The sequence below is a fragment of the Sphingobium sp. AP50 genome, assembly GCF_900109095.1.
Lineage (GTDB): Bacteria > Pseudomonadota > Alphaproteobacteria > Sphingomonadales > Sphingomonadaceae > Sphingobium.
This window is the reverse complement of record NZ_FNYZ01000001.1, coordinates 1,023,426-1,050,420: the sequence shown is the minus strand read 5'-3', so window position 1 is coordinate 1,050,420 and position 26,995 is coordinate 1,023,426. Positions and strand designations below refer to the sequence as shown.

Here is a 26,995-nt window from a genome sequence, read left to right as displayed (position 1 = left end):
TTCGGCCTACAGATCGCCTTCCGCATAGCTCCTGATCAGTTGATACAGGAAGCGGCGGCCGTCCATGATCACGCTCACCCGATAGCGTTCGTTCAGCCCGTGGACGCCATTGCCGTCCGGCTCGCGGAACATGCCTGACACGCCAATGGTTGGGATGCCCGCCGCGTTCAGCGTCCGCCCGTCGGTGCCGGCCGTGGTCATGAACGGCACGACCGGCGTTCCGCCCAACTGGTCCTTCGACGCCTTCTCGATCGGCCCCATGATCTGCGGCGTGATCTTCGGGAATACCGGTGACGGCCCCTGCTCCGGCTTGATCAGCGTCAGTTCCGGATCGGCGATCGCCTTCAGCAGCATGGCGTTGGCGTTATCGATCGTGTCGCCCGGCAACAGGCGGCAGTTGATGGTCAGCCGCACGCTCTGGGGCAGGGCATTGGCCGCATGGCCACCCTCGATCATCGTGGGGACACAGGTGGTGCGCAACATGCCATGCCATAGCGGCGACTGGCTGACGATCCGGTCCGCCTCCGCATCATTGGGGTTCGCGACCAGCCGCGCCATCGCCGCGCCCGTCTCCCCGCCCACGATCGGCGCCATGCGGGTGAAGAAGCCCTTGCTGGATTCATTGAAGGTCACCGGAAATTCCAGCTTGCTCAGCCGGTCCATCGCCCGCCCCATGCTGTAGAGCGCATTGTCTGGCCGGGGTCGCGAGGAATGGCCGCCCGGATTGGTCGCCTCCAGCACGAAATTGCCGCCGCCCTTTTCCGCCACCAGCACCGACACGACGACCCGCTTGCCATCTTGCGTCATCTCGCCGTTGCCGCCTTCGTTCAGGCCCAGCTTCGCGTCGATCAGATCGCGATGATTGTCGACCAGCCATTTCGCGCCATTCACCCGGCCGCCGCCTTCCTCGCCACAGGTCAGCGCCATCTTCACCGTATGTTTGGGCTTCAGTCCTTCCTTGTTGAAGCGCAGCAGCGTGTCGATCCAGGCCGCCGCCTGCGACTTCATGTCGGCGACGCCGCGCCCGTACAGAACGCCATTTTCCTCGATCAGGGTGAAAGGGTCGCGCTTCCAGTCGGCACGCTTGGCGTTCACCGTGTCGATATGCCCCAGCAACAGCAGCGCATCGGGCTGGCGGCCCGGCAGGATCGCGACCAGATTGCCCGCCTTGGGGTCTTCGGGCGGCACCAGCAGCTGGATATTCTCGGCCGGGAAGCCCGCTCCCTTCATCCGCGCCGCGACCTTTTCGACCAGCGTCGTGCAACTCCCCGTCGCCCCGGTGCTGTCTGTTTCGACCAGTTCCTTCAATATCGCGCGATATTGCGCCTCACCCGGATCGGCCGTTGCGGCGAAGGCCCCTGCGGGTGTCAGCAGGGCAAGGGTAAAGGCGATCTTGGCATAAGGCATCAGCGGCTCTCCCTGGAGCGGATCATGAAAACAGGATGCGGCACGGCCGGATCATGGCGCCGCGCAGGTAAAACTGGCGGTGGCGTTGCTGTCGCCGCCCCGATAGCGCGGCACCAAAGGCCAGACGCAGATCGGACGCTGGAAGGCGATGCGTCCCGAAGGCCCCTGGCCCTCACTATATTTGGTCGCCACCAGCGTTTCGGGCGCCTTGCCCTTTTCCACCCAGTCATAAAGGGCAAGGCCCATATCGTGCAGACTGTCATCGACCGGCGGCTCGCTGTTGCGGGTCGCGTTCGACATGTTGGTCGCCCCCTCCCCGCCCGCCGTATGCCCCATGCCGCCGACCATATAGAGGCGGGCAAAGCCCTGTATATCTGCCAGCCTGTCCGTCCGCGTGCCCGCGCTGCTCTGCGCGACGAGGCTCTCATAATAGTTGATCGTTTCGGGCGATGCCGCGACCGGATCGTTCCAGCCGACGAACATGATCAGCTTGCCGCCCCGCGCCCGAAAGCGCGACAGGTCGGGATCGACGGCATCGATGACCGGCCCCATCGACGTGCGAACCCGGTCGACATCCGCGCCCCAGTCGAATTTCCACCAGTCCCAGTCCGGATCGTCCTTCACCCAATAGCGGAAGAAATCGACGCGCTGCGGCTCATCCTGCTTGCCCGGATTGGCCCAGTAGCCGGCCCAGCCCGGCAGCGGGCTGTCCTCATCCCCCTGCCCTTCGCTGCCCACGACATAGCCGGGATAGATTTGCGCGCCCGTCCGGGCATCGCGCGGTCCCTGATAGATGGCCTGCATCGTCGCCACCTGCTCCCCGGTCAGGCAGTCGGGGGCGTCGCCGCCCTTGCAGGACAGGCTGGCCGGGTCGAACGGGCAGGCACGCGGATCGCTGACCACGCCATCGCTCACCCCGTCCAGCGCGTCGCATTGCGCGACCACCGCCTTCTTCACCATGGCCAGCTTCGGCACCGGGACGATGGGATGATCATTGTCGCCGGGCCGGTGATTCTTCACGAAACTCCAGAGGAAGGACAGGATGAGCGATGTCCGGTTATTGCCCGGCGCGCCCGCGATGATGCCGTCGAAATCCTCCGGATAGCGCTGCGCTTCCATCAGCGCCTGATGGCCGCCGGTGGAGGAGCCGGAGAAATAGCTATGGGTCGCCGCCCGGCCGTAATAGGCCTGCGTCATCGCCTTGGCCGCGACGATGCTTTCATGGACGGCGCGGAAGCCCCAATCCTCGATCGCCGCGCGATTGCCGCGCCCGAAGGTCAGCGATCCGCCGCGATGGCCGGTATCGGTCGCCACGCCCACATCGCCCCGGCGGACCCGCGCCGCGAGTTGCGCATAATAGAGGTTCGACCCGAAGCCGCCATTGCCGACCATATGGACCCGCCCGGACCAGTCGGTCGCCTGTGGCAGCCAGACTTCGAAACCGATGCGGGAACCGGCCACGGGCGAGGCTACCGCCTGCACATGGCAGAATGTCGGCAGCGCGCCATGGCTGCGAACCGGGCGACCGTCCTCCTGCGGTTCGGCAAAGCTGCCGCCGGCAATCTCCTGCGCGCCGGTGACGGTGACATGCGGCAGCACGATCTTCGCCATGTCCGCGCAGTTCGCAGCATGAGCCGGATCGGCCGCCAACGCGACCAGCGCCAGCCCTCCGACCAGCCCAATGCCTATTGCCCTCACTTCAGCGTTTCGGGCGGCGACGGCTTGGCCAGCGGCACGGGGACATGGCGGGGCATATAGACCTGCCCGTCCTTGATCACGATATTGCCGTTGCGCACCACCATCTCGACCTTGGCCAGATCGTCCAGATTCTGGTCCGGATTGCCCGCCACGACGATGACGTCGGCCAGCTTGCCCGGCTCCAGCGTGCCCAGCTTATCTCCCATATCCATGATCTGGGCATTGACGCGGGTTGCCGCCATCAGCGCCTTGGCCGGGGAATAGCCCGCCTTTTGCAGGAATTTGAGGTCGGCGATGTAGATGTTGGGCGTGTTATAGAAGGAACCGCCGATATTGTCGGTCCCGACGCCGATGGTGATCCCGGCGGCGATCATTTTCTTCAGGATATCATAATTGGCCTGCGCCGCCATGGAGAAGCGCCGCGATGCCGTGCCCGCATAGACGCCGCGCGAATCGAACAGCCCCTGATAAACCTGCATGGTGGGGATGGAGGCCGTCCCCTTCTGCGCCATCAGCTTGATCGTCTCATCGGTGCGCGGCAGCGGATGCTCGATCGAATCCACCCCGGCCTCGACCGCCATCTGGGTATAGATGGTCTCGCAATCGCAGGTGACCTTCAGGCCCAGCCGATGCGCCTCCGCCACGGCGGCCTTCACCTCGTCCGGGGCGAAATGGCTGGCGATCTTGATATGGCTGGCGCCCATCTTGTAGGTTTCGCGCACCGCCTTGACCCAATCGTCCGCGCCATTGGCTTCGCGCGTATAGGCGGCGCTGTGGATCGGGGTCAGCGGCCGGTCGGCGGCATGGCCGCCCGTGCCGGTGATGATATGCCCGGCGGCAAAGACACGCGGTCCGGGCGCCATATCCTTTTCCAGCCATTCGCTGATGATATAGGGCGCGTTCAGCGGCCCGCTCATGTCGCGGACCGACGTAATCCCGTTTTCCAGCAGCATTTGCAGGCTGCGCAGCGCGCGCAGCGTGGCATGGCCTTCGCTGTCGGTCATGTCCGCCGGGGTTTCCGGGGTCGGGTAGGTCGAATGGACATGCATGTCGATCAGGCCCGGCATCACCGTCTTGCCGGTGACGTCGACGATCTTCGCATCGGCCGGCCAGGCGGTCGAACCCGCCGGCAGCACCGCCACGATCTTGTTCTGCTGGATCACGACCGATCCGGGATAGGCCGCGCTCTTCACGGAATCGAAGATGCGCCCGCCGGTCAGCACCAATGTCCCGTCGAAACCCTGCTTGCGGGGAATGGCCGGGGTCCGTTGCGGATTGTCGGCCGTCACCTGTTCGGGATATTGCACCTTGCGCCGGTCGTTGAAATCCTGCGCCAGCGCGGTTCCGCCCAGCAGCAGAGCCAGCGGCAGCATGCGCTTTGCCCCCTGCAAGGCGCGACGCGCCTTATGCCGCGCAAAATCCTGAATGCTGTCCCTCTTCACCTGACGCCCCCCGGTCTGAACCTGTCTGCCCCTAAAGACGCAGGCCCGGCCGACAGCCTCCCGATAAAATGGAATTTTGTCGTACTTTGTGTCGAAAAGCCGATCGTGCGGATACCGGAAAAGCCGCTTTCGTCCGTTGTGGAGGAAAGGAACCGTGCGGGGTGGGGCAGGTCGATCTTGGCAGAGCGGGGAAGGACTTTCAGACAGTCGTTCGCGCATGTCGGGATCATCGGCCCGGCATCGCTTGGCCTGCTCGCTTTATCCTGCCCGGCAAAGGCGGGATTGGGCGGACCGGCCAATATATCCGTCCCACAGCAACGACTGGAAAAGGCGATCCAGCAACTGGCCGTGCAGACACGGCGACAGGTCATTTTCGCTCCCTCGCCCCTGACCCGTAAACTGTCCGCGCCGATCAAGGGCTATCTGACATTTGAAGACGCGCTGCGCCGCCTGCTCAGGGGGACCGGCCTGACTTTCCGGCAAAGCGTCAACGGCGTCATCTCGATCGAGCCGGAGCGCGAGGAAGCGGCTCCCCCCGCAACGCCCGCCGAACCGGTGGATGCGCCACCCAATCCGCAGGCGCTGGTCGTCATCGGTCCCCATATATTCGAACCCGTGACCTTTGCCGGCGACATGCAACTGCGCCCCGCCAGCTTTTCGCTCGACGCCCTGCTGGATGATGGCGCCGGTCCCAGCGCCCAGCCCGGCAGCGCGGGGCAGCAGGGCATTGTCGTCCGCGGCATCGGCATGGCGGGGGAGGCCACGACAGCCGTCTATTTCGGTGACGTCGCCATCACCGGCCCCTCCGGCACCGGCAGCGATGCGTCGCGCACGACCATGGATCTGGCGCTGGTCGACATCTATAGCGTCAGCACGGCGCGAACCGCGCGCAACACCGAACATGGCATCGGCGCGCTGGCCGGCGAGGTGGAAGTGGAGCCCGAACCCGCCAAGCTCGGCAAATGGGAAGGCAAGTCGACACTCGGCTTTTCGCTGCTGGAGGGCGGTGATCCGGGATATCAGCTGGCGGGAACGATCAATGCGCCGGTCGGTGAAAATGCCGCAATCCGGCTGACCGGCTATGCTAACCGGCAGGGCGGCTTCGTCGACAATATCCGCACCGGCGACGACAATGTGAATGGCGATGCGATGCAGGGCGTCCGCCTCATCACCCGCTATGCTCCCCATGCCGATCTCGACATATCCGCGCTGCTGACATGGCAGCACCGGCGCATATCGGACAGCGGCGCCTGGAGCCGCGCGCTGGGCCGTTATAATATGGACCGGCAATTTCTGGCGCCGACGACCCATGACTTCCTGCTGGGACGGCTGAAGGCCGCCTACCAGATGGACCATGTCCGCCTGACCAGCATATCGGCTTATTATCGCTGGAAGCTCGACCGCAAATTCGACCGCACCAATCCCACCCTTCTTCAGGCGTCGGACCCGGCCGCCTGCCAGCGCTATTTCGCCCTCGGCACCGGCGCTATGTGTGACCCGCAGCAAGTCGACGCCTTCACCAATCATGTGGAAAGCCTGACCCCGGCCCTGCTGCACATTCCCATCACCCTGCGCCGCATGTCGCAGGAAGTCCGTCTGGAAAGCCGACCCGGCGGCCCGATCGACTGGACTACCGGGGTGATGCTGGACCACCGGTCGGAACATTTCAGCAGCGGCCTCTCCGTCTATACGGACGATGACGCACCAACCGACTATTTCGGCCTGCGCGAAATGGCTATCAGCCGGACGCAGGCGGCGATTTTCGGCGACGTCGCCTATCATGGCGACGGCGGCTGGCTGGCGTCGCTCGGCCTGCGTTATGACTGGCACCGTGTATCGTCCCGCAACGACGTACTGGTGCCCAACATCATCAGCGGATCGATCGATTCCTGGCCGTTGACGGTCAAGCGATCGCAGGGCCTCTATGCCCGCGCACATCTGGACCTGCCCGTCGACGATCATGTGACGCTGCACTGGCAGGCGACCCGCAGCTTCCGCCCGGCGGGGGTGAACACGGCTTCGGTCCTCGTCCCCAACCAGCGCACATTTGAGGCGGACAGCTTGTTGGGCGCGGAATTCGGCCTGAAAGCGCGGTGGAACCCGGCCCTGTCCTTCACACTGATGGGCTATCTCAACGTCTGGCAGGACATGCAATATCGCGCTTTGTCGGAAAACCGGTCCCACGCCTATATCGTCAATGTCGGCAACGCCGCGATCGCCGGCACGGAAATGGAAATGACGGTCACGCCATCCGACCGCACCACCATCCGCCTGTCGAGCAGCATAATCCTGAGCCAGATCGAACGGATAGCACCGGCCGCCGCCGCCGTGGGCGTCGTGGAAAAGGGCGATTCAATCCCCTTCGCCTCCACCTTCCGCGCCAGCCTCAGCCTGATGCAGCGCTGGCCGCTGGAGGACGGACGCGCGATCACTGCGAAAGCCCATTGGCAATATCAGTCCGGATTCCATTCCACCTTCAGCCGAAACGACCCGGATTATCTGGCGACGAAGGGCTTCCTGCTGCTCAACACGGACGCCGCCTATAACTGGCGCGATGCGTCCATTTCGGTGTCCCTCAAAAATCTTTTCAATGTTCGTGCAGATTTGCGTGCTTTGAATAATGGATTCGGGGCGGGTCAAACGTTCAGCTACAGGCCAAGGGAATTTTCGTTGATCTGGACAAGACGATGGTAACATCGCCGGACAGGATACCGACAGGCCAATAGGGGGAAGTGGAGAGGAACGGAGCTATTTGACAGGGGAATAGGCATCCGATGGACCAGTATCGCGGTACGCAATTAAGTCTCGCTCCGTCCCATCCGCTGCATCAGCGGGACCTGATCCCGTTCATCCCTGCCCTGCGCAGCTATTTCGTCCGGAAAACCGGCAATCTGAACATCGTGGACGATCTGGTGCAGGACGTGATGCTGCGCATTCTGGCGCGGCGATCGACCGACCAGATCGACAATCCGGAAGCCTATCTGTTCCGCACCGCCGCCAATGTGCTGCGCGACAAGGCCCGCCGCGACAGCGTTCGCAAGGTCGAGATGCAAAAAAATCTGACCGAAAGCGATCATCCTGTTGAGGAATGTTCGCCAGACCGCGTCATAGTTGCAAGAGAAGAGATATTGCGGGTCGCGGCGGCGTTGCAGGAACTGCCCGAACGAACACGGGACATATTCCTGATGAAGCGGTTCGAAGGTTTGTCCCATGCGGAAATTGCGGCCAGGGTCGGCCTTTCGGTCAGTGGTATTGAAAAGCAGATCGCAAAAGCGGTAGCGCATCTCGCCCGGCGAATGTCGAAGTGAAAGGTTAAGGCGCAACCATGGCTGATCGGTTTGATGTTGCCGCTGCATATCTGGCGCGCATGCTGTCGCGTCGGGATTCTCCGGCCATGCAGTCCGAAATGGACGAATGGGAAGAGGCTGCGCCGGAAAATCGCAAGGCGATGGAAGATGTGTACGCCGCCTGGGATGTCGCCGGATCGACCCAGGACAGCCCGGAAATCCAGCAGATGCTGGCCGAGATGCGCGAACGGACCCAGCCGAAGCGTGAAAGCTGGCTGCGTTCGGGCACCGGCAAATGGGCCATCGCCGCTGGATTGGTCGCGATGGTGTCCGCCTCTGCCGTCGTCTGGTTCGGCAAGAGCGGCTCGACGCCCGGCGCCAGTGAGCAGGCGCAGATCGCGGCCGTGGCAAATGATCCCCAGATTCTGACCAGCGCCAAGGACCGCCGCACCATCCGCCTGCCGGACGGATCGCGCATCACGCTGGATCGCGACAGCAGCATCAGGTTGGCCTATTCCGACAATCAGCGCGGCGTCACGCTGCAAAATGGCCGCGCCCATTTCGCCGTGCACAAAGATGCAAGCCGCCCCTTCATCGTCTCGGCCGGTCGGCTGACCGCCACCGCCGTCGGCACCGCCTTCGACGTCAGCCTCTCGCCCAAGGGCGAGGGCGTAATGATATCGGAAGGCATCGTCCGCGTCGTCACCCAGTTGCCCGCCAGGCATGGCGGCCATACGACCCTGCTCAACGCGGGCATGAAGCTGGTGCAATATGCCGGTTCGGTCGAACTGACCCCGGTCGACATCATGCAGGAATCCGCCTGGACCGACGGCAAGATCATCTTTTCATCGCATTGCCTGACCGACGTTGCCCGCCAGATGAACCCCTATGCTGGCGACGCCCTGCTGGTCGACCGGGACGCCGCCCGGATCGCGATCAGCGGCGTGTTCGACCTCAATAATGTGGAAGGACTGGCCCATGCGCTGGAGCAACAGGGGCTGGCCACGGTGCGCCATCAAAATGGCAAGATCATCATTTCCCGCGTTCCGGCAGCCGGTTCGACCGACTGCCGGAGCCTGACCTAAATCAGGGCTTCGCTGAAGGCCCGTAGAGCAGCGCGTTGAACAGGAATTTGAACGTTCCATAGGCCTGCGCGCGATGCGCCACTTCGGGCGCCATGACGAACAGCTTCCCCTTGCCGACATCGATATCCGCGACGGCGATGGTGCCCCCCAGCTTCTCCTGCCCCACGGCCCAGCCGCTGCGCAGCAGATCACGCCCGTCGAACCAGGATATGCTCTTATAGCCCGCACCACCAGCAACCGGGGTGAAGCTCTGCGCCTGATTGAAGAAGACGTCCACCTGATCGGGCAGGCCAAAGGCCAGCGGCTGGCGATTGTCGACGCGCGCGCGCAGGATCGCGCCGGGGATATAGAAGTTCTTGATATCCAGCGCCTTTGCCGCGCCATCCACTTCCCGCGTCAGGGCGGGCTTGAGCGGCGTAGAAAACAGGTCGACGAAGCGCGCCGAACTGCCGATCGCCACCACGCTGCCGCCATTGCGGGCAAAGGCGGCGATGGCAGGCACCGTCTTGGCATCCGTAACCTTGCCCAGCATCGCGCGATATTGGGTAGGCGTGTCGTTCAGCTCCGGCTGGCGGCTCGGCCGGTCGGAACCCCATGCGCCTTCGGGTGGCAGGGCGTCGTCGGCGAACAGAAGGACGTCATAATCCTTCTCCAGATTGCCCGCGTCCAGTCGCTGCGGAAAAACCTGCTCGAACGGGAATTCGAACCGCTCCAGCAGCCAGCGCGTCCAACCCGCCGTGATCAGCCCGCCATAGCGATCCACCAGCCCGATCCGCATGGGTTTCAGCGCGATCATTTCGCCCTGCGGCTTTGCCGCCACCGCCTGCGCGACGATCCCCAATTCGCTTGTTGCCTTCGCGACGATGCTCTTCGCCTGTGCCGACGCCGGTATCCAGATCGCGCCGGGCTGCATCGCTTTGCCATTCACGCTCGTCGCCTGCCGCACCCAGGCCGGGCGAATACCGGCCTTGAGCAGGCGATTCGTCAGGATGAAGCCGTTATTGCTCTCATGGCTGACGATCCAGCCGGCATCGCCCTGCCCCTCGATCCGGCCGGGCGGCGGGGCCAGCGGTTCGGACAGGGTGGCAAAGCCTTCGGGCATCGGGTCCAGGATGCGGTCGAACCTTACCCCCATCTGATAGGCCAGCGTATAGCCGGTAATGTCGTAGGGCGCCTTGGGCGGACCGCCGGGGTAATCGGTGTCGTGGGGATGATCCTGCGGCTCGAACATGTCCAATATATGCGGGCGATAGGCCTGCGCCGTCCGCACGATATAGGAACCGGCGGCATAGCTTTTGCCCCCAGCCGTGAAGGGTGCGTCGGCCCGCTCGACATCGACGCCATTCTTGATCAGCGCGTTGAGGAAGGTGACGGCGGTCGGCAGATCGGGCTGATCGGCGGGAATGACATAGGCGCGCGGATCGCGTTCCGCCGGCGGCTGCATCAGCATGCCATAGAGTTTGGGATCGATCTTCTTCGGTCCGCTGGCCATGGGACGATTATATTCGTCCTTGCCCTCCACCTTCAGCGGCGCAGCATTGACCAGCCGGTCGACCTTGGCGGGCGTCACGGTCCAGCTGTCGCGGCTGCCCTTCTCTATGCTGTTCATGCCCATCCGCCAGACGTTGAACAGCAACCGCTCCCGATTGCGCGATGCATAGTCGATCACGGCGCGGTTGAGCGTCCATTGATAGTCGAGCGAATCCTGCAAATGCCAGTCGCGCGGCGCGATCGGCATCATCTCGTCGCCACGCGGCAACTGGGTGCCGGGCACCAGCGGGATCTTCGCGGGCGTGGGGCTGCCGATAATCTCGGTCAGCAGGCCGATGCTGTTGTGGAAATAGGCGACCGACCGTTCCATGCCATTATGCCAGGTGGAATAGCGTGCCGCGCTGCGGGTGCCCGATCCCGCCTTGCCCTCGGCGATCAGGCGGGAATGCATGGAAAAGCCGACCTCGTTGAGCTGCGACATGACGATCGGGTCATAGTTGAAATTGAACGGATCGCGGAAAGGCGGGACGAACACCACCATGCCTTCCGGCCCGGTCTGATGCTGGTTGTAGATGATCTGCGGATACCATGTGCGGAACAGCTGCCGGTTGACATTTTCCGTCTCCGGCATCGCCATCATATAGCTATCGCGGTTATTATCATGGCCGATATATTTCTGGTACAGCACGGGCAGCGTCGCAAATTCCCGCGCCTTGGGATCGGCATGGCGCATATACCAGTTGGCGACCAGCTCCATCCCGTCCGGATTGTCCTGCGCGAACAGGATGATGCAATCGTCCAGCATCCGCATCGTTTCCGGGTCGGACTGGGTCAGCATCCGGTGAAGCACCTGAATCTGCCCCTGCGCCGTCACCGTTTCGGTCGCGTGCATGCCCGCGTCGATCCAGACGATCGCCTTGCCCTCCGCCGACAGGCGCTGCGCCTCCTTCTCGTCCACGCCCTTGGCGCGCGCCAGTTTCTGCGCGATGTCGCGATAATGATCCAGCTTGCCCAGATTGGCGGGGGACGACACGATCGCCATCCATTGCGTCCGCCCTTCTGCCGTCTTGCCCATGTCGACCAGCTTCATCCGGTCGCTCTCACCGGCCAGCTTCTTCAGATAGGCTTCATATTCGCTATAATTGGCCAGATAATAATCCGTGCCCGGCTTCTGCTTGAAAAAGGCTTCGGGCGCGGTCTGCGCGGTCAGGGAAACGGATTGCGCCAGCATGCCGGCGGTCAGCAACAGCCAATGGGGTTTCATCATGGCTCCATGGAAAATATTTTAGGTAAACTGGCGCGATAAGCCGTTCAATAAAAGCGGATATTGTCCACCTGCATCCACAGATGCTTGCCCGCCGGGCGACTGCCGCCGATCTCCACCTGAATGATGCCATCGGGCTTGAACGCAGGCGCCGCCTGCCCGCGCGTGACGACCGGCGTGAACTGGCTGAAGGGCACGTCCACGCTGCCCCAGGCGGGCGTGCCGGTCACGGTCGTTTCCCAGCTTCCGTCCAGTCCGTTGATCCGCACGATATAGGCGCCATCCCCCTTCACCTCGAAACGCACGCCCTGATAGCCGTCCAGCCGAACCGGCGTGACCGACCCGCGCGTCAGCGGCACAATGAAGCCTGCATAGGCATTATCCTTGGTCGACATACGGGCCGACAGCGCCAGCGCCTTGCCCCCGCCATCGCGCGGCACGACCTGCGTGATCTCCACCGTCCGGTCGAGGCCGCCATCGGGCGATTCCAGCCGCAACGTATCGAGCGAGGAGCGCTGGTCCGCCCGTTCGAAATCATCCAGCAATGCCGGCACGGTGACGGACGCCAGCCGGGTCGCCTGATTGGCGGCAGGCAGCGGCGGCGCCCCGGCCCCGCTGACCAGACGGCCGTCGACCATGACCTGCGATATCTTGTAGACGTCCATGATATTCGCCCAGGGCGCACCATCGATGATCGCGATGTCGGCCCGCTTGCCCACGGCGATGGTCCCGCGATCGGCATCGATCCGCAGCACCTTCGCGCTGTTCTTCGTGCCGGACTCCAGCGCCTGTGCCGGGGTCAGCCCTGCCTTCACCAGCAATTCCATCTCGCGCAGCGTCGATCGGCCATGCGGCGTGCCGGGCATACCGGCATCGGTGCCGACGGCGATGATCACGCCCGCATCATGCAGCGCCTTCACATTGCCCAGCGCATAGCCGAAATTGATCAGCGATCTTTTGTAGCGCGGATCGTCGGTCGTCACCGGCCCTTGACGCGGCTTTTCCGGATCATAGACGGCCAGTGTCGGCGCCATCGCCATGCCGGTCGCCTTGATCGCGGCCACTTCCTCCGCCGTGATCGCGCGATCCTGCATGCCGTGGGCCAGCGAATCCACTTCGCCCCGCGCTCCGACCAGCCCGCGTTCGACCGTGACCGTATGGGTCAGGACGGGCCAGTTATTCTTGTGCGCCGCCTGCGACAGCGCCCGCAGCGTCCATTCGTCCATGCTGGTATTGTCGGGCGAGCTGCCATAGCGCCAGCCATCGGTGAAGGCCTTGATCAGGTCCGGCTGATAGGCTTCCAGCGTCTTGACCGCCGCCTTCGCGCCTTCGGGCGTGTTGATGGGGATGGTCGTGTTCCGATCGCCCCAGTCCGCGCCATGGCCGCCCGGCGTGCTGACGCGCGCGGCAAAGGCGACATGCGGCGTCGCCAGCGTCTTCAGCCAGGCGCGGCGCGGGGCATAGGATTCGGGCTGCTCATGAAAGTCCGTGACCGTGGTGATGCCCGACTGGACATAGGCGGTGGCGATCTGCGGAATGGTGGCGGGCGATCCGCCCGGCGTCCAGTGGGTGTGCACGTCGATGAAGCCCGGCAGCACCGCCTTCCCCTTCGCATCGATGATCTTCGCGCCGCGCGGCACGGTCACATCACTGCCCACGGCAATGATCCGGTCGCCTTCGATCAGCACGGTGGCAGGCTTTGCCGCCGTACCCGTGCCGTCGAACACCATGCCGCCCACTATCGCGGTGACGCCCTTGCCGGTTTGCGCCGGGACGGACGCCGCCGTCAGAACCAGACCCGCAATCACCGGTGCCATCAGAAGATATGTGCGCAAGATATGCCCCCTTATTGCCTGCCGCTCGCCAGCCCCACGGCCCGGACGAATAGCCTCTCTGCTCCCTAAGACGCAGCGCACGCGCCTATCCTCCCAAACCAGCGCCAAACATTGCGACAGCTTATTCTGTGGGGGTTTGTCGCCCAGCCGCGTCTATATTTCGGACCAGTAACGAGGGGACATATATCCATGGGGAAAACAGCACTCACACTCGCCCTGACGACGGCGCTTTCGATGGGCGGCATGACCGCGCCGATCGCCCATGCCGCGCCAGCCGACGGCGAACCGGCCTTTCGCGCGCTGTACAAGGAGATGGTGGAAACCGACAGCAGCTTCGACACCGGCGACTGTACCGCCGTGACCAACAAGGTGGCGGAACGGATGAAGGCGGCGGGTTTCCCGGCGGAAAATCTCCACCTCTTCGTGCCCGAAGGCCATCCCAAGGCGGGCGCGCTGGTCGCCGTCTATCCGGGCCGCGATCCCAAGGCCAAGGCGATCCTGATGCTGGGCCATATCGACGTAGTGAACGCCCGCCGGGCCGACTGGACCCGCGATCCCTTCACCATGATCGAAGAAGACGGCTATTTCTACGGTCGCGGCACCTCCGACATGAAGGCGCAGAGCGCGATCTGGGCGGACACTATGATCCGTTTCAACCAGGAGAAGTACAAGCCGCTGCGCACCGTCAAGATGGCGCTGACCTGTGGCGAGGAAGGGCTGTATCTGAACGGCGCCAAATGGCTGACGGAAAATCAGCGCGACCTGATCGACGCCGAATTCGCCCTGAATGAAGGCGGCGCAGGTGAGTTGGACGCCAGCGGCAAGCCGGTGGCGCAGACGCTTCAGGCCGCGCAGAAGGTGGTGATGAACTTCGCGGTGGAGGCGACCAACCCCGGCGGCCATTCGTCCGTCCCGCGCCCCGACAATGCGATCTACAGCCTGGCCCGCGCGCTCGACCGGCTGGGTCAATATGATTTCCCGGTCCAGTTCATCGACGCCAACAAGGGCTATTTCACCCGCATGGCCAAGGTGGTGGGCGGCGAAACCGGCGCCGCGATGACCGCCATCGTCGCCAATCCCAATGATGCGGCCGCCAATGCGATCCTGAACAAATCGCCCATGTATCATTCGATGCTGCGCACCACCTGCGTCGCAACCATGTTGTCGGCCGGCCATGCTTCCAACGCCCTGCCCCAGCGCGCGACCGCCACGGTCAATTGCCGCGTAATGCCCGGTGTATCGACGGACGAAGTGTTGGCGACGCTGACCAAGGTGGTCAACGATCCCGAAGTCAAGGTCACGTCCCAGCGCGCCTATCGCCCGTCCAATCCGGCCCCCGTCACGCCGAAGATATTGGGCACGGCCGAGAAGATCTCCGCCTCCATCTGGCCAGGCGTTCCGGTCGTGCCGCACATGGCGACCGGCGCCACTGACGCGGTGTCGCTGAATGCGGCCGGCATCCCGACCTATGGCATTTCCGGGCTGTTCCGCGACACCGACGGCAATGGCGTCCATGGCCTCAACGAACGTATCCGCGTTAAGTCCGTGATGGAAGGTCGCGTGTTCCTCTATCAACTGGTGAAGGCCTACGCCGACCAGAAGAATTGATGAAAAAGGGGCCGGTCATCCTCTCGGATGACCGGCCCCTCCTCGCCCTCCCTGACCTCGCTAAGCCTTAATAGCCCACGCCATAGCCCATGCGGCGCGGGTCCGATCCGCCCATGCGGGCGCCCGACGGATCGGCCAATATGCCCTGAATGCTGCCGATGGCATAAGGGCCGACCTTCTCGATCCGATGCCCCATCGCCCCCAGCGAGGCGATGATGTTCTCGGAAAAACGCCCTTCCATCTGCACGCTCATCGCCGCACCGGGCTTGTAGAAATTGGGGTCAGGGTCCAGCGCGAAACGCGGCGCTTCGATCGCCGCCTGAATGGGCATGCCCCGGTCCACCACATTGACCAGAAACTGATATTGGGTCTGGCCGATGGTTTCGCCGCCCGGCGACCCGAACACCATCTTGAACCGCCCCTTGTCCAGCACGATCGTCGGGCCATTGCCCAGCAGCGCCCGCTTGCCCGGCGCGATCTTGTTCGGGTGCCCGGCATAGGGCGCGGACGATCCCAGCCGCAGTCCGTTATTGCACAGCAGCCCCGTGTCCCCCATCACCATGAACGTGCCGAAACCGCCACCGACGGTCGTCGTCACGGCGATGGCATTGCCGTCCTGATCGACGATCGACATACTGGTCGTATCGCCGCCACGGGTATGATCGTCCCCGTTCGCCGCGAAAATCTGCGGCGGCTGCGTCATCGACGTGCGGCCATTATAGCGGATCGCGTCGCCCCCCTCGGGATAGGCGATCGCCCGCTTGATATCGATCAGACGGCGGCGCTCGGCCGCGAACTGCTTGGACAGCAGGCCATGGACCGGCGTCTCGCTAAATTTCGGGTCGGCCGCATATTTATAGACGTCCGCCTTGGCGACCTTGATCGTTTCGATCAGCAGGTGCGTCAGTTCCGGTCCATCAGCGGGCAGTGCGGAAATATCCCACCCCTCCAGCAGATTGAGCTGCTCGCACAATTCCAGCCCGGTGCGCGATGTCAGCGGACTGGAGTAGACGTCCAGCCCGCGATAATTGGTGCTGACCGGCTTGTCCCATTGCGGGCGATAGGCCGCCATGTCGTTCAGCCGCAGCCAGCCGCCGGTCTGCTGCGAAAAGCGCGCAAATTCCTGCGCGACCGGCCCGGAATAGAAATAGTCATAGGCGGCCTGCAACGCCTTGCCATGATCGGCCCCGCCCTTGCGCGCCTGCGTATCCGCGTCGGCCAATGCCTGAAGCGTGCGGGCCAGCGGTTCGTTGCGGAAGATCGAGCGGGGCGCAGGCGGCTGACCGCCGGGCAGGAAGATCGCCGCGCTGGTGGGATAGAGTTTCAGCGTCGCCTGCGCCCGGCGGATGAACATCGCGATCGACGGGTCTAGCGGGTGGCCATCGCGCGCATAGCCGATCGCCGGTTCCAGCAGCGTCGCCAGCGGCAACTTGCCGAAGCGGCGCGCCAGTTCGATCCAGCCGCCGAACGCGCCGGGCACCGTCACCGCCTTTGGCCCATGATCCAGTTCCTTGGGATCGCCATCGGGATCAAGCAGACGGGGCGCGCCGCCGGTGAAGGCCAGGGAGGAAACCTCCCCGCTCTTGCGGTCGAAACAGGTGGCAAAGCCATTGCCCGCCGCGCTCGACGCCCAGGGTTCGACCACATTCATCACTGCCATCGCAGCCACCGCCGCATCGGCCGCCGATCCGCCCTGCATCAGCATGCGGACCCCGGCCATCGACGCCAGCGGATGACCGGCGGCGACACCGCCATGCGGCATCGGCACCTCGATCCGGTGGGCGGCAACGCTCGCCTCGCCCGATCGCGGCGCATCGGGCGCCCGCGCACCGGACTGGGCCAGCGCCCGCACCGGCAGGGCGGACATCGCCACCCCGGCCAGGCTGGCGCTGATCATGGCGCGCCGGTCCATCCGGGCAGGCGCTGTTTCGGGAGGGATGCTGCTCATGCCATTCTCATTTTTTCATGCAGGGATTTGGGCGGGCGAAAAACAGGAATGCCCGGCCCCGCAAAGGATATCTCTCCTCCGCAGAACCGGGCCATTCCCTTCACATCAGGGGATCAGAAGGACTTCTTCGCCCCGACATACCAGTAGCGGGCCTGCGGCGCGTAAAGGTTCGATGCATAGCCGTTGGACGACAGCGGCGGATCCTTGTCGAACAGGTTGCGCACGCCCAGCGTGAAGCTGCTACCCTTCAGCATGCCTTCATTCTCGAACTTGTAGGTGCCGTAGAGGTTGATCGTGGTCTGTCCCTTGACGACGAAATTATCGCCTTCGGAATTGATCACGCTGCTCTGATAGGTGTCGCTGATGAACTGGGTGAAGGCACCGATTTCCACCGGCCCATAGGAATAGTTCAGGCTGCCCGACAGGCGCCAGCGCGGCTGGCCGTCCCGCTTGAGCACGCTGCCACCGCCTGCGACAGCCAACAGCGAACTGATCTGACCCGACGAAATGCCGTCCAGAATAGCCTGTGTGCTCGAAGCCGCCAGAACGTCATATTTGATCAGACGGGCCGCGTTCACGTTCAGCGCAAAGTTGCCGATACCGGTCTTCACCCGATATTCCATGTTGAAATCGATACCATCGACCTGAACGGGCAGCAGATTTTCGAACGGCGCCACGACATAGAGCAGTTCGCCCACCGGCGCGAGGCCCGTGCCCGCTACCAGCGCTTCATCCGCCGCCGTGGGCGCAGCGCGCACGACATTCGGATTGCTGCTGCCCTGTGTGCGGAGCAGATAGTCGAGCGTCAGCGAGTTCTGATAGTCGAGCAGACCGATGACATTCTTCTGCTTGATCCGCCAGCGGTCGACCGTCAGCGTCACATTGCCAAAGCCATCGGGCAGCGGCGGCGAGAAGACGGCGCCGAAGTTCCAGCTGGTCGACGTTTCCGGCTTCAGATTGGGGTTGCCGCCGCTCTGGCGCTGAACCTGAAGGCTCTGATTACAGGCAGAGAAGCTGCTGATGCGGCCAGCGCGCAGGTCTGCTTCGCAGAGCACATAATCGGTGCCGGTGCCAACGCGAACCAGTGTGTCGGTGTTCACGACCTCCAGATTCGGCGCGCGGAAGCCCTGCGACCAGGAGCCGCGCAGGCGAATGCCTTCCAGCAAGTCCCACGCCGCCGCGATCTTGGGCTTCGCGACACTGCCGACGTCGCTATATTTTTCATAACGACCGGCGATCTGCACGTCGAAGGACCGGAACATCGGCACTTCCATTTCCGGGGTGAACAGCGGAATGGCGAGTTCAGCATAGGCCGAATAGACGGTGCGCTTGCCCCTGACGTCCGGGCTGTAGCTGGCGCCGATCAGATCGCTGTCATAAACGATGCCGGTCACGCTGTCGGTATATTTGACCGTGCCGTCCTGATGGGAATCGCGATCATCATGATAGGTTTCGCGGCGTATTTCGACACCGGCCGCCACACCGACATTGCCGCCGCCCCACAGGCCCAGCAGTTCAGCGTTCGACAATTTGAAGTCCCACAGCGCCAGCGTCGTCTTGTTCTTGCGGACGCTGGTGATCATCACGCTGTCCATCGTCGCCTGATTGTTGATCGTGCAATCGCCGATCGAGGGCGTATCGACGCAACCGCCGTTGAACGGATTATAGGCGTCGGACGTGGTCTTGTTGATCGCGGCCTGCAACAGGGTGCTGGAAATGCTCTGCATGCTGTCGCGCACGGTCGCCCAGTTATAGAGGGCGGCGGTGTCGTAATTCCACTTGCCGATCTCGCCCTTCAGGCCGCCCAGGAAGCGATACTGATAGTTGACGACATCCACCGGACGCGGACCGACATCGAAATAGTTGAGCGAACTGATCGTGACCGGCACGCCTTCGTCTGAGATGTTCAGGCCCGGCAGTCGGTTCGGCGATCCGGTCGCGCCCAACGGATTCCAATAGGCGTTCGCCGCCACGGTGATCGGCGTGGTGCTGAGCGAGGAACCCGACGAGGTGACCTGATGGGTTTCGCCGCGATAGAAGCCGGCCTCCCCATAGATGGTCATCGTGTCGGTGATGTCGAAATGCGCCGTGCTGAAGATGTTGATGCGGTTGATCGACGGCGTTGCGGTCAGCGTCTTGTCCGACAGGGTCGAATTGAAGCGCAGGTTGGAATCGGTCGAGGCCATGGCCGTGGTGCCGCTGCCATCGTCGATACAGACGCCCGGCGTGCTGCTGGCAACGGCGCAACCCGCATTGGTGTCGGGCTGGACATGGAACTGGCGCGAGGAATTGGTGATCGCTACGCCATTGCTGGTGATGACGCCGCTGCCCGATGCGCGGAACGTGCCCCAGGGCGTGGTCGTGCTGGTGCCGTTGAACGCCGCCACATTGGCGAAGGAGGTGCCGGCGACATAGCCACGACGGTCCGAGTCAGCGGTATAGTCCTGATCGCTCAGATACAGCTTGGTCTTGCGGGCATAGCCGGCGAAGAGCGAGATATTGCCGCGTCCTTCGGCAAAATCCTTGCCGACCAGTCCGTTGAAGGAAAATTCGCGCAGATTGGTGCCTTCCGCACCGCCATATTGCGTGTCGAACCTCGCGCCCTTGAAATCGGAATCGAGCACATTGTTGATGACGCCGGCCACCGCGTCCGACCCGTAGAGAGCGGCCGCGCCGTCGCGCAGCACTTCGACGCGCTCGATCGCACCGACGGGAATGGCGTTGGCATTATAGCTGAAGACCGGCACGCCGGAATCGATCGCGCCGCTGATCGACTGGGACGTCGGGTGCAGCACGGTACGGCGGCCGTTGATCAGCAGCAGCGTATTGCCCTGCCCCATGCCACGAAGGCTGATGGACGACACGTCGCCGCGCGCGGCGTTGGGGCTGCTGCCGCCGATCGCCTGTTCGTTGAAGGCGGAACCGCCAAGCTGCGGGATGGAACGGAACAGGTCTGCGCCCGACACCGCCGCAACGCCCTTGATCTGCTCTTCGCCCACGCTGGTCACGGGGATGGCGCCGCTGGCCTTCAATCCCTTGATCTGGGTGCCGATGACGACGATTTCCGCGCCGCCATTGGGTTCTTCCGCTGGTGCCGCATCCTGCGCCTGCGCGGCGGATACACCCGCCATCATCGCTAGGCAGATGGCCAGGCTGCTGGTGGTTGCGCGCGTCCCGATTGCGTCTCGTTTCATAAATTCCCCCTGTCCCATTGCCCGGACGATCGCCTCGGGCATGTGCCGCGTCCCTCCTCTCCCAAAGGTCGTTTTCGGACTCTTCATCACCCTTGACGCAGGCTTTTCGGATTGCCTCCGAAAAAAATGACAGCCCTGTGGCAAACTGTTGCAGCAGGCTACGTTGCTCCCGGCGAGCGAAGCCGAACGCAAAAGGCGGCCATGTCCCTGTAAGACATGGCCGCCTTTTGCGGATCATAGTGATGCCCCCAACGATAGGCCGGGAGACAGGCCCGTTACCCGGCCGCCCTGACGATCTCCGCCCAGGCTTCCTCGCTGATGACCTCGATCCCCAGCGCGGTCGCCTGTTTCAGTTTCGATCCCGCGCCCGGCCCGGCGACGACCAGATCGGTCTTCGCACTGACCGATCCCGCCGCCTTGGCGCCCAGCCGTTCGGCCTGCGCCTTGGCCTCGTCCCGGCTCATCGTTTCCAGCTTGCCGGTGAAGACGACGATCTTGCCGGTGACGGCGCTGGCGGTGGTTTCCACGACATAGTCCGGGGTCGAGACTTCGGACAAAAGGTCGTCCCACGCCTCCACATTATGTGGTTCGTGGAAGAAGTCGGCCAGCGCATGGCCGACCGCCGCGCCGACATTTTCCACGCCGATATGTTCGGCGATCGCCTTGTCCTTCTTCGCCTGCGTCTCCTCCGCCGGTGCAGCATCGCGCAGGGCGATGATGTCCTGCGCCAACGTGCGGACAACGGGCAAGCTGGTGTAGCGCTTCAGCAGGTCGCGCGCTGTCACCGCGCCGACATGGCGGATGCCAAGGCCAAAGAGCAGCTTCGCGGCATCGGGCTGGCGTTTGGCCTCGATCGCGGCGAACAGATTGTCGACCGACTTCTCCTTCCAGCCCTCCCGGCCCAGCAGGTCCGAACGATGCTTCTTCAACCGGAAGATATCGGCCGGCTCGGCAATCCAGCCCAGGTCGAGAAATTCCTGGATCGTCTTTTCGCCCAGCCCCTCAATATCCAGCGCCGCGCGGCTGACGAAATGACGGAGCCGCTCGAACCGCTGCGCCGGGCAGATCAGCCCGCCAGTGCAGCGAAAATCGACCTCTTCCTCCTCCCGCACCGCTTCGGACTGGCAGACCGGGCAATGGGTCGGGAAATGGAAGGGATCGCGCACTTCCTCACGGGTCAGATTATCCACCACCTGCGGGATGACGTCGCCCGCACGCTGGACGACGATGCGGTCGCCGGGACGAACGCCCAGCCGCTCGATCTCGTCCGCATTATGCAGCGTCACGTTGGACACGACCACGCCGCCGACGGTGACGGGGGTCAGCCGACCGACCGGTGTCAGCTTGCCGGTGCGGCCGACCTGAATGTCGATGGCTTCCAGCGTCGTCTGCGCCCGTTCGGCCGGGAATTTATGCGCGATCGCCCAGCGCGGCGCCTTGGCAACGAAGCCCAGACGCTGCTGCCAGTCCAGCCGATCCACCTTGTACACTACGCCGTCGATGTCGAAGGGCAGGTCCGCACGCCGCCGCTCGATCTCCCGATAATGGGCGATCAGTGAATCGAGGCTGTCGACGCAGGTCAGCAGTTCCGACACTGGCAGGCCCCAGCCCGCAATCGCCTGCATCACGCCCAACTGGGTGTCGGCGGGCAGCGCGCTATGCGCGCCCCAGCCATGGGCAAGGAAACGCAGAGGTCGAATGGCGGTGACGCTGGCCTCCTTCTGACGCAGCGATCCGGCGGCGGCGTTGCGCGGATTGGCGAACTGGCGCGCCTTTTCCGGGTCGTCGGCTTCGTCCAGCAGCCGCTGGTTGAGCGCCACGAAATCGCCCTTGGCCATATAGACCTCGCCGCGCACCTCGAACAGGTCGGGGATGGCAGGGCCGGTCAGGCGCTGGGGAATATCGGCGATGGTGCGGACATTGGCGGTCACATCCTCGCCGGTCGTGCCGTCGCCACGGGTCGCCGCCAGCACCAGTTCGCCCTGCTCATAGCGCAGCGAGCAGGACAGGCCGTCAATCTTCGGCTCGGCAGTCAGCGCCAGCGGTTCAGCCTCCGCCAGTGCCAGAAAGCGTCGGACGCGGGCCAGAAATTCGGCTATATCCTCATCCGAAAAGCCATTGTCGAGGCTCATCATGCGGACGGCATGCGGCACTTTCTTCAACGTGGACGTCGCGGCAGCCCCTACCTGCGCATTGGGCGAATCCGCGCGGATCAGGTGCGGGAACGCAGCTTCCAGCGCATTATTCTCGCGGATCAGCGCGTCATAATCGGCGTCGCTGATCTCCGGCGCGTCCTGATCATGATAGAGGCGGTTATGCTTCGCCACCTCCCTGGCAAGGCGCATCAGGCGGTTGGCGGCTTCGGCTTCGGTAAGGGTGGCGGGGTCGGTCATGGGGATGCCTTAGCCTCAGTCGTGCTCCTGCGAAAGCTCGCCTTTCCGGTTCACGCGGAGGCGCGAAGACGCGGAGAGAATTGGTCGGCAAACCAATTTCTGAAGATTGTGTTCGCGCAGAGGCGCAAAGGACGCAGAGTTTTTTTCCTGAGAGCCGCTATGTCCGTCAGCCGAAGGCCACTCAAAAAATCTCCACGCCTTCGCTTCTCCCCGTGAAAAATTCATCCTCTGCGCGCTCTGCGCCTCTGCGCGAACAATAATCCACGCAGCAAATGGCGGAATTACACCCCCGCCACCGGCACCGTCTCGAAATGCTGCGGGAAGCCCGCGATGATCGGGCGCGCCTTGGCGATGGCCGCGCGGACAGCGGGCAGTTTCAGCGAGGCGGCATGGCTTTCACGGCTGTCCCAGACTTCGGTGATCCAGATCGCGTCGGGATTGGCGGTGTCGAGCGCCACGACATAGGAAAGGCAGCCGGGCATCGCCCTGGTCGCTTCCTTCAGATAGCCGACCAGTTCGTCGCGCTTGCCGGGGCTGGCGAGCATCTGCCCGATCAGACCGTAAAGGGGCTTCGACTCTTGCGCGGCGGCAGGAATGGCGGTTGCGGCAACCGCGGCGGCAGTGAGGCCAAGCATGTCTCTGCGATTATGGGTCATGCAATTTCCCCTGGTTGCATTCATTATCCGTTCGCTTCGAGCGAAGTCGAGAAGCAATAAGCGCTGCGCTCCCGTTTCTCGACACGCTCGAAACGAACCGAGGTTGGCCTGCTACACCCGCTCCAGCAACCGCTCCGCCTGCGCCCGCGCTTCCGCCGTAATCTCCGCGCCCGACAACATCCGCGCGATTTCCTCGCGGCGTTCGCCATCGTCCAGCGCATGGACGCCGGTGCGCGTCACCGTGCCGTCCGAAGACTTGGCGATCAGCATATGACCCGCGCCCCGCGCCGCGACCTGCGGGCTGTGGGTGACGACCAAGATCTGGTTGCTCTGCGCCAGTCGCGACAGACGCTCGCCGATCGCATCGGCCACCGCGCCGCCCACGCCCCGGTCGATCTCGTCAAAGATCAGCGTGTCCGCCCCGCCCCGTTCGGCCAGCGCGACCTTGAGCGCCAGGATGAAGCGGGACAGTTCGCCACCCGACGCAATCTTCGCCAGCGGCGCGAAGGGCGCGCCGGGGTTGGTCGAAATCTCGAACTCGACCCGGTCCATGCCCTGCGCGCTCCACTGCCCCTCGTCGAGCGGCGCGACCACCGTGCGAAAACGCGCGGCATCCAGCTTCAGTGGCGCCAGTTCGCCCGCCACCGCCGCATCAAGCCGGCCGGCGGCCAGTTGTCGCTCGCCCGACAGCGCCTGCGCTGCCGTGCGATAGGCAGCGGCCTTTTTCGCGACCGTCTTTTCCAGCGCCGCGATATGTTCTTCCCCGCCCTCGATCGCGGCCAGCTTCGCCGCCATATCCTCGCACAGCGCAGCAAGATCATCGGGCTGCACCTGATGCTTGCGGGCCAGACCGCGCAGGTCGAACAGGCGGGTTTCGATGGAGTCGAGCCGGGCGGGGTCGAAACTCAGCGCCTCGGCCGCTTCGGCCAGCCGATCCTCCGCCTCCCCCGCTTCCACCACGGCCCGGTCCAGCGCCTCCAGCACGGCGCTCAGCAGCGGTTCCTCGCCCGCGATACGGTCCAGCCGACGCGCCGCCTGCCGTAACTGGGCCAGGCCGCCATCCGATCCGGTCAGGCAATCGCCGATGGCAGACAGGTCATCGGTCAGCCGCGCGCCCTTCTGCATGGTCGCGCGCTCTTCGGCCAGCGTGGCCTCTTCACCCGCTTCGGGCGCGAATTTGCGCAATTCCTCCACCGCATGGGTCAGATAGTCGCGATCGCGCGCCGCAGTCTCGACCGTCTCGCGCGCCTGTGACAGGGCGCTGGCGGCCGTGCGCCAGTCGGCATGGGCCGATGCCACCGAACCCGCATCACAGCGCCCATAGCTGTCGAGCAGCGCGCGGTGCCCGCGCGGATTGAGCAGGCCGCGATCATCATGCTGACCATGGATTTCGACCAGCGACCCACCAAGGTCACGCAGCAACGCGGCGGAACAGGGCTGATCGTTCACGAAGGCGCGGCTGCCGCCATCGGCCTTCACCAGACGACGGATCAGCAGCGGTTCGCCCGGCTCCATATCAATGCCATTGTCGGCCAGCAATGCGCTGACACGATGGTCGGCGGCGGGCGGCTCGAAGGTCGCGACGACGCTGGCCTGCGCTTCCCCGTTACGCACCAGTCCGCTGTCGGCACGCGCGCCCAGCGCCAGACCCAGCGAGTCGAGCAGGATCGACTTGCCTGCCCCGGTTTCGCCGGTCAGCACGGAAAGGCCGGCGCCGAACTCCAGGTCCAGCGCCTCGATCAGCACGACATTGCGGATGGCCAGCGAGGTCAACATGACGCGCTTCTACCTGTCAACGCACAAAAGGGGAACAGGCAAAGCAGGCATCACGCCTTGGGCGGATGTTCCTGCATCAGCTTGTAGGACCGCTCATACCATTTGGTGCCGGGATAGTTGCGACCCAGCACCGCGGCGGCCTTCTGCGCTTCGGCAGGGATGCCCAGCGACAGATAGGATTCGACCAGTCGCTCCAGCGCTTCGGGCGTGTGAGTCGTGGTCTGATATTTGTCGACCACCGACCGGAAACGCAGCGTAGCGGCCAGCCACTGGCCACGGCGCTGATAGAATCGGCCGACTTCCATTTCCTTGCCGGCAAGGTGATCGTTGACCAGATCGACCTTCAGGCGCGCGTCGGCGGCATAGCGGGTGTCGGGATAGCGACGGATCAGTTCACCCAGCGCATCCAGCGCCTGCTGGGTGATCTTCTGGTCGCGGGTCACGTCGGCAATCTGCTCATAATAGCAGAGCGCGATCAGATAATAAGCGTAGGGCGCGTCCTTGTTGCCGGTGTGGATCGACAGGAAGCGCTGCGCCGCCGAGATGGATTCGGCATAATCCTGATTCAGATAATAGCTGAACGACGACATGAGCTGCGCCCGGCGTGCCCAGGGCGAATAGGGATGCTGACGTTCGACTTCATCGAACAGGGCGGCGGCCAGCTTATACTGGCCCCGGTCGAGCCGCGCCTTGCCACTATTATACAGGGTCGACACGTCGCGGGCGACATAGAGCGTATCCGCCTTGTTCTTCGAGGTCGAGCAACCCGAAAGCAGAATAGCGAGCAAAGCGGGAGCGGCGACCGCGCCGACGCGCGACATGTTTTTCATCAGCATGTGGCGGGTCATAGCTTAGCCGATGGCCGCCGCCAAGCGCCAGAATGCGGTGCGATCAACAAGCCGCCGCCGCGGGCAGATCGAGCCTGGCGACCGTCCCCGCCGCCTGCCCCGGGAAGAGCGCGAACCGCCCGCCAAGCTGGCTGGCCAGCGCATTGGCTATACGCAGGCCCAGCGACTGGCTATTGGCACTGTCGAAGTCCGCCGGGATGCCCCGGCCGTCGTCGACGACTTCCAGCATGAGCCCGTCCTCCACCTCTGCCAATGTCACCTGAATGCGGCCAGCGCGATCGGGCAGGCCATGTTCGATCGCATTGCTGACCGCTTCCGCCACGATCAGGGCAAACGATACCGCCATGTCGGAATCGAGCCGCATCGCATCGGGCGCGACGACGCTGACGGCCAGATCCTGCCGTCCGCTGGCATCCACGATATCGGTCGACAGCGCCGTCAGGAACGCGCCGATATCCTGTCCATTGCCCGACGGATCATAGAGCGCCCGGCTGATCCGGCCGACCAGCGCCAGTCGCGCCGATGCATCATCCAGCGCACGGCGCGCCACATCATTGTCGATCTGCCGCCGTTGAAGCGACAGCATGGCGGCCACGACCTGAAGATTGTTCGATACGCGATGCTGCAATTCGCGGAACAGCAGTTCGCGATTGTCCGCCAGCATGCGGCTGCGCTCCCGCTCCACCGCCAGGTTGAAATTGGCGCGCTGCATGAAATGGATCAGCAGGATGTCGATGACGACGACGCCGGTGTAGAAGAGCATCGCCACTGCGACCGCCGGATTCATCGCAAAGCCGAACATCGGCGGGATGAAGACATACCAGGACGCAAAGCCGCACAGGACCGCCGCAAATATCCCCGGCCTCACCCCGAACAGGAAGGATGTCAGGATGACGGCCGGAAAGAAAGTGACGAAGGGATAGCCGGTAGGCAGCAGCGGTTCGGCCGCAAAGCGCAGCAGCAACGCTGCCACGCAGAAAATCAGGGTCAGCGCATAGGCATAGATCGGCCGTTTCAGGACGAGCGGAAGGCGTTCGACAAAGCGCGCATTACTCCGCTGCAT

16 protein-coding genes are annotated in these 26,995 nt (G+C 63.9%); 4 read left to right on the top strand and 12 right to left on the bottom strand.

What is annotated here, in order from left to right; all coding sequences use genetic code 11:
- Positions 1-6: 6 nt before the first annotated feature.
- Genes BMY84_RS05195 through BMY84_RS05185 form a run of 3 tightly spaced genes read right to left on the bottom strand, consistent with a single transcriptional unit; the run spans position 7 to position 4,547 of the window.
- Complete coding sequence (locus tag BMY84_RS05195) at positions 7-1,407, bottom strand: M20/M25/M40 family metallo-hydrolase (RefSeq protein WP_093081261.1); 1,401 nt, start codon at positions 1,405-1,407, stop codon at positions 7-9.
- 51 nt (positions 1,408-1,458) lie between these two features.
- Positions 1,459-3,105 (bottom strand): tannase/feruloyl esterase family alpha/beta hydrolase, encoded by a 1,647-nt coding sequence (locus BMY84_RS05190; protein WP_093081259.1) that lies wholly within the window; start codon positions 3,103-3,105, stop codon positions 1,459-1,461.
- Positions 3,102-4,547, bottom strand: coding sequence for an amidohydrolase family protein (locus BMY84_RS05185; protein ID WP_256215062.1), 1,446 nt, complete (start codon positions 4,545-4,547; stop codon positions 3,102-3,104). The genes BMY84_RS05190 and BMY84_RS05185 overlap by 4 nt, the downstream gene beginning before the upstream one ends.
- A gap of 177 nt (positions 4,548-4,724) precedes the next feature.
- On the opposite strand from BMY84_RS05185, the gene BMY84_RS05180 reads away from it, so the two are divergent.
- The 3 genes from BMY84_RS05180 (at position 4,725) to BMY84_RS05170 (ending at position 8,919) form a co-directional block, all read left to right on the top strand.
- A complete protein-coding gene (locus BMY84_RS05180; RefSeq protein WP_256215061.1) occupies positions 4,725-7,241 on the top strand; it encodes a TonB-dependent receptor in 2,517 nt (838 codons plus the stop codon).
- 80 nt (positions 7,242-7,321) lie between these two features.
- Positions 7,322-7,855: an RNA polymerase sigma factor gene (locus BMY84_RS05175; RefSeq protein WP_093012959.1), complete on the top strand. Its 534-nt coding sequence runs from the start codon at positions 7,322-7,324 to the stop codon at positions 7,853-7,855.
- Positions 7,856-7,872: 17 nt separating this feature from the next.
- Positions 7,873-8,919: a FecR family protein gene (locus BMY84_RS05170; protein WP_093081251.1), complete on the top strand. Its 1,047-nt coding sequence runs from the start codon at positions 7,873-7,875 to the stop codon at positions 8,917-8,919.
- A gap of 1 nt (position 8,920) precedes the next feature.
- On the opposite strand, the gene BMY84_RS05165 is transcribed toward BMY84_RS05170, so the two are convergent.
- Together BMY84_RS05165 and BMY84_RS05160 are read right to left on the bottom strand one after the other, a co-directional pair.
- Positions 8,921-11,674, bottom strand: coding sequence for a M14 family metallopeptidase (locus BMY84_RS05165; protein WP_093081792.1), 2,754 nt, complete (start codon positions 11,672-11,674; stop codon positions 8,921-8,923).
- A 47-nt stretch (positions 11,675-11,721) separates the two neighbouring features.
- Positions 11,722-13,509 carry a CIA30 family protein gene (locus BMY84_RS05160; protein WP_256215059.1) on the bottom strand — a complete coding sequence of 596 codons (1,788 nt, stop codon included), beginning with the start codon at positions 13,507-13,509 and terminating at the stop codon, positions 11,722-11,724.
- A 189-nt stretch (positions 13,510-13,698) separates the two neighbouring features.
- Between BMY84_RS05160 and BMY84_RS05155 the strand changes: the two genes are divergently transcribed.
- Positions 13,699-15,117, top strand: coding sequence for a M20/M25/M40 family metallo-hydrolase (locus tag BMY84_RS05155; RefSeq protein WP_093081249.1), 1,419 nt, complete (start codon positions 13,699-13,701; stop codon positions 15,115-15,117).
- Between the two features lie 67 nt (positions 15,118-15,184).
- On the opposite strand, the gene BMY84_RS05150 is transcribed toward BMY84_RS05155, so the two are convergent.
- The 7 genes from BMY84_RS05150 to BMY84_RS05120 form a co-directional block, all read right to left on the bottom strand.
- Entirely contained in the window at positions 15,185-17,065 is a 1,881-nt protein-coding gene (locus BMY84_RS05150) for a gamma-glutamyltransferase family protein (RefSeq protein WP_093081246.1), read from the bottom strand.
- A gap of 113 nt (positions 17,066-17,178) precedes the next feature.
- The gene (locus BMY84_RS05145) at positions 17,179-20,259 is read right to left on the bottom strand and encodes a TonB-dependent receptor domain-containing protein (RefSeq protein WP_177203899.1); all 3,081 of its coding nucleotides are present in this window, start codon (positions 20,257-20,259) and stop codon (positions 17,179-17,181) included.
- 275 nt (positions 20,260-20,534) lie between these two features.
- Entirely contained in the window at positions 20,535-22,652 is a 2,118-nt protein-coding gene (gene ligA, locus BMY84_RS05140; protein ID WP_093081243.1) for an NAD-dependent DNA ligase LigA, read from the bottom strand.
- Positions 22,653-22,933: 281 nt separating this feature from the next.
- On the bottom strand, positions 22,934-23,308 hold the full coding sequence (locus tag BMY84_RS05135) for a putative quinol monooxygenase (RefSeq protein WP_093081241.1): 375 nt from the start codon (positions 23,306-23,308) through the stop codon (positions 22,934-22,936).
- 111 nt (positions 23,309-23,419) lie between these two features.
- Positions 23,420-25,084 (bottom strand): DNA repair protein RecN, encoded by a 1,665-nt coding sequence (recN, locus tag BMY84_RS05130; protein WP_093081238.1) that lies wholly within the window; start codon positions 25,082-25,084, stop codon positions 23,420-23,422.
- Positions 25,085-25,134: 50 nt separating this feature from the next.
- A complete protein-coding gene (locus BMY84_RS05125; RefSeq protein ID WP_093081236.1) occupies positions 25,135-25,920 on the bottom strand; it encodes an outer membrane protein assembly factor BamD in 786 nt (261 codons plus the stop codon).
- A gap of 55 nt (positions 25,921-25,975) precedes the next feature.
- Positions 25,976-26,995 (bottom strand): sensor histidine kinase, encoded by a 1,020-nt coding sequence (locus BMY84_RS05120; protein WP_093081233.1) that lies wholly within the window; start codon positions 26,993-26,995, stop codon positions 25,976-25,978.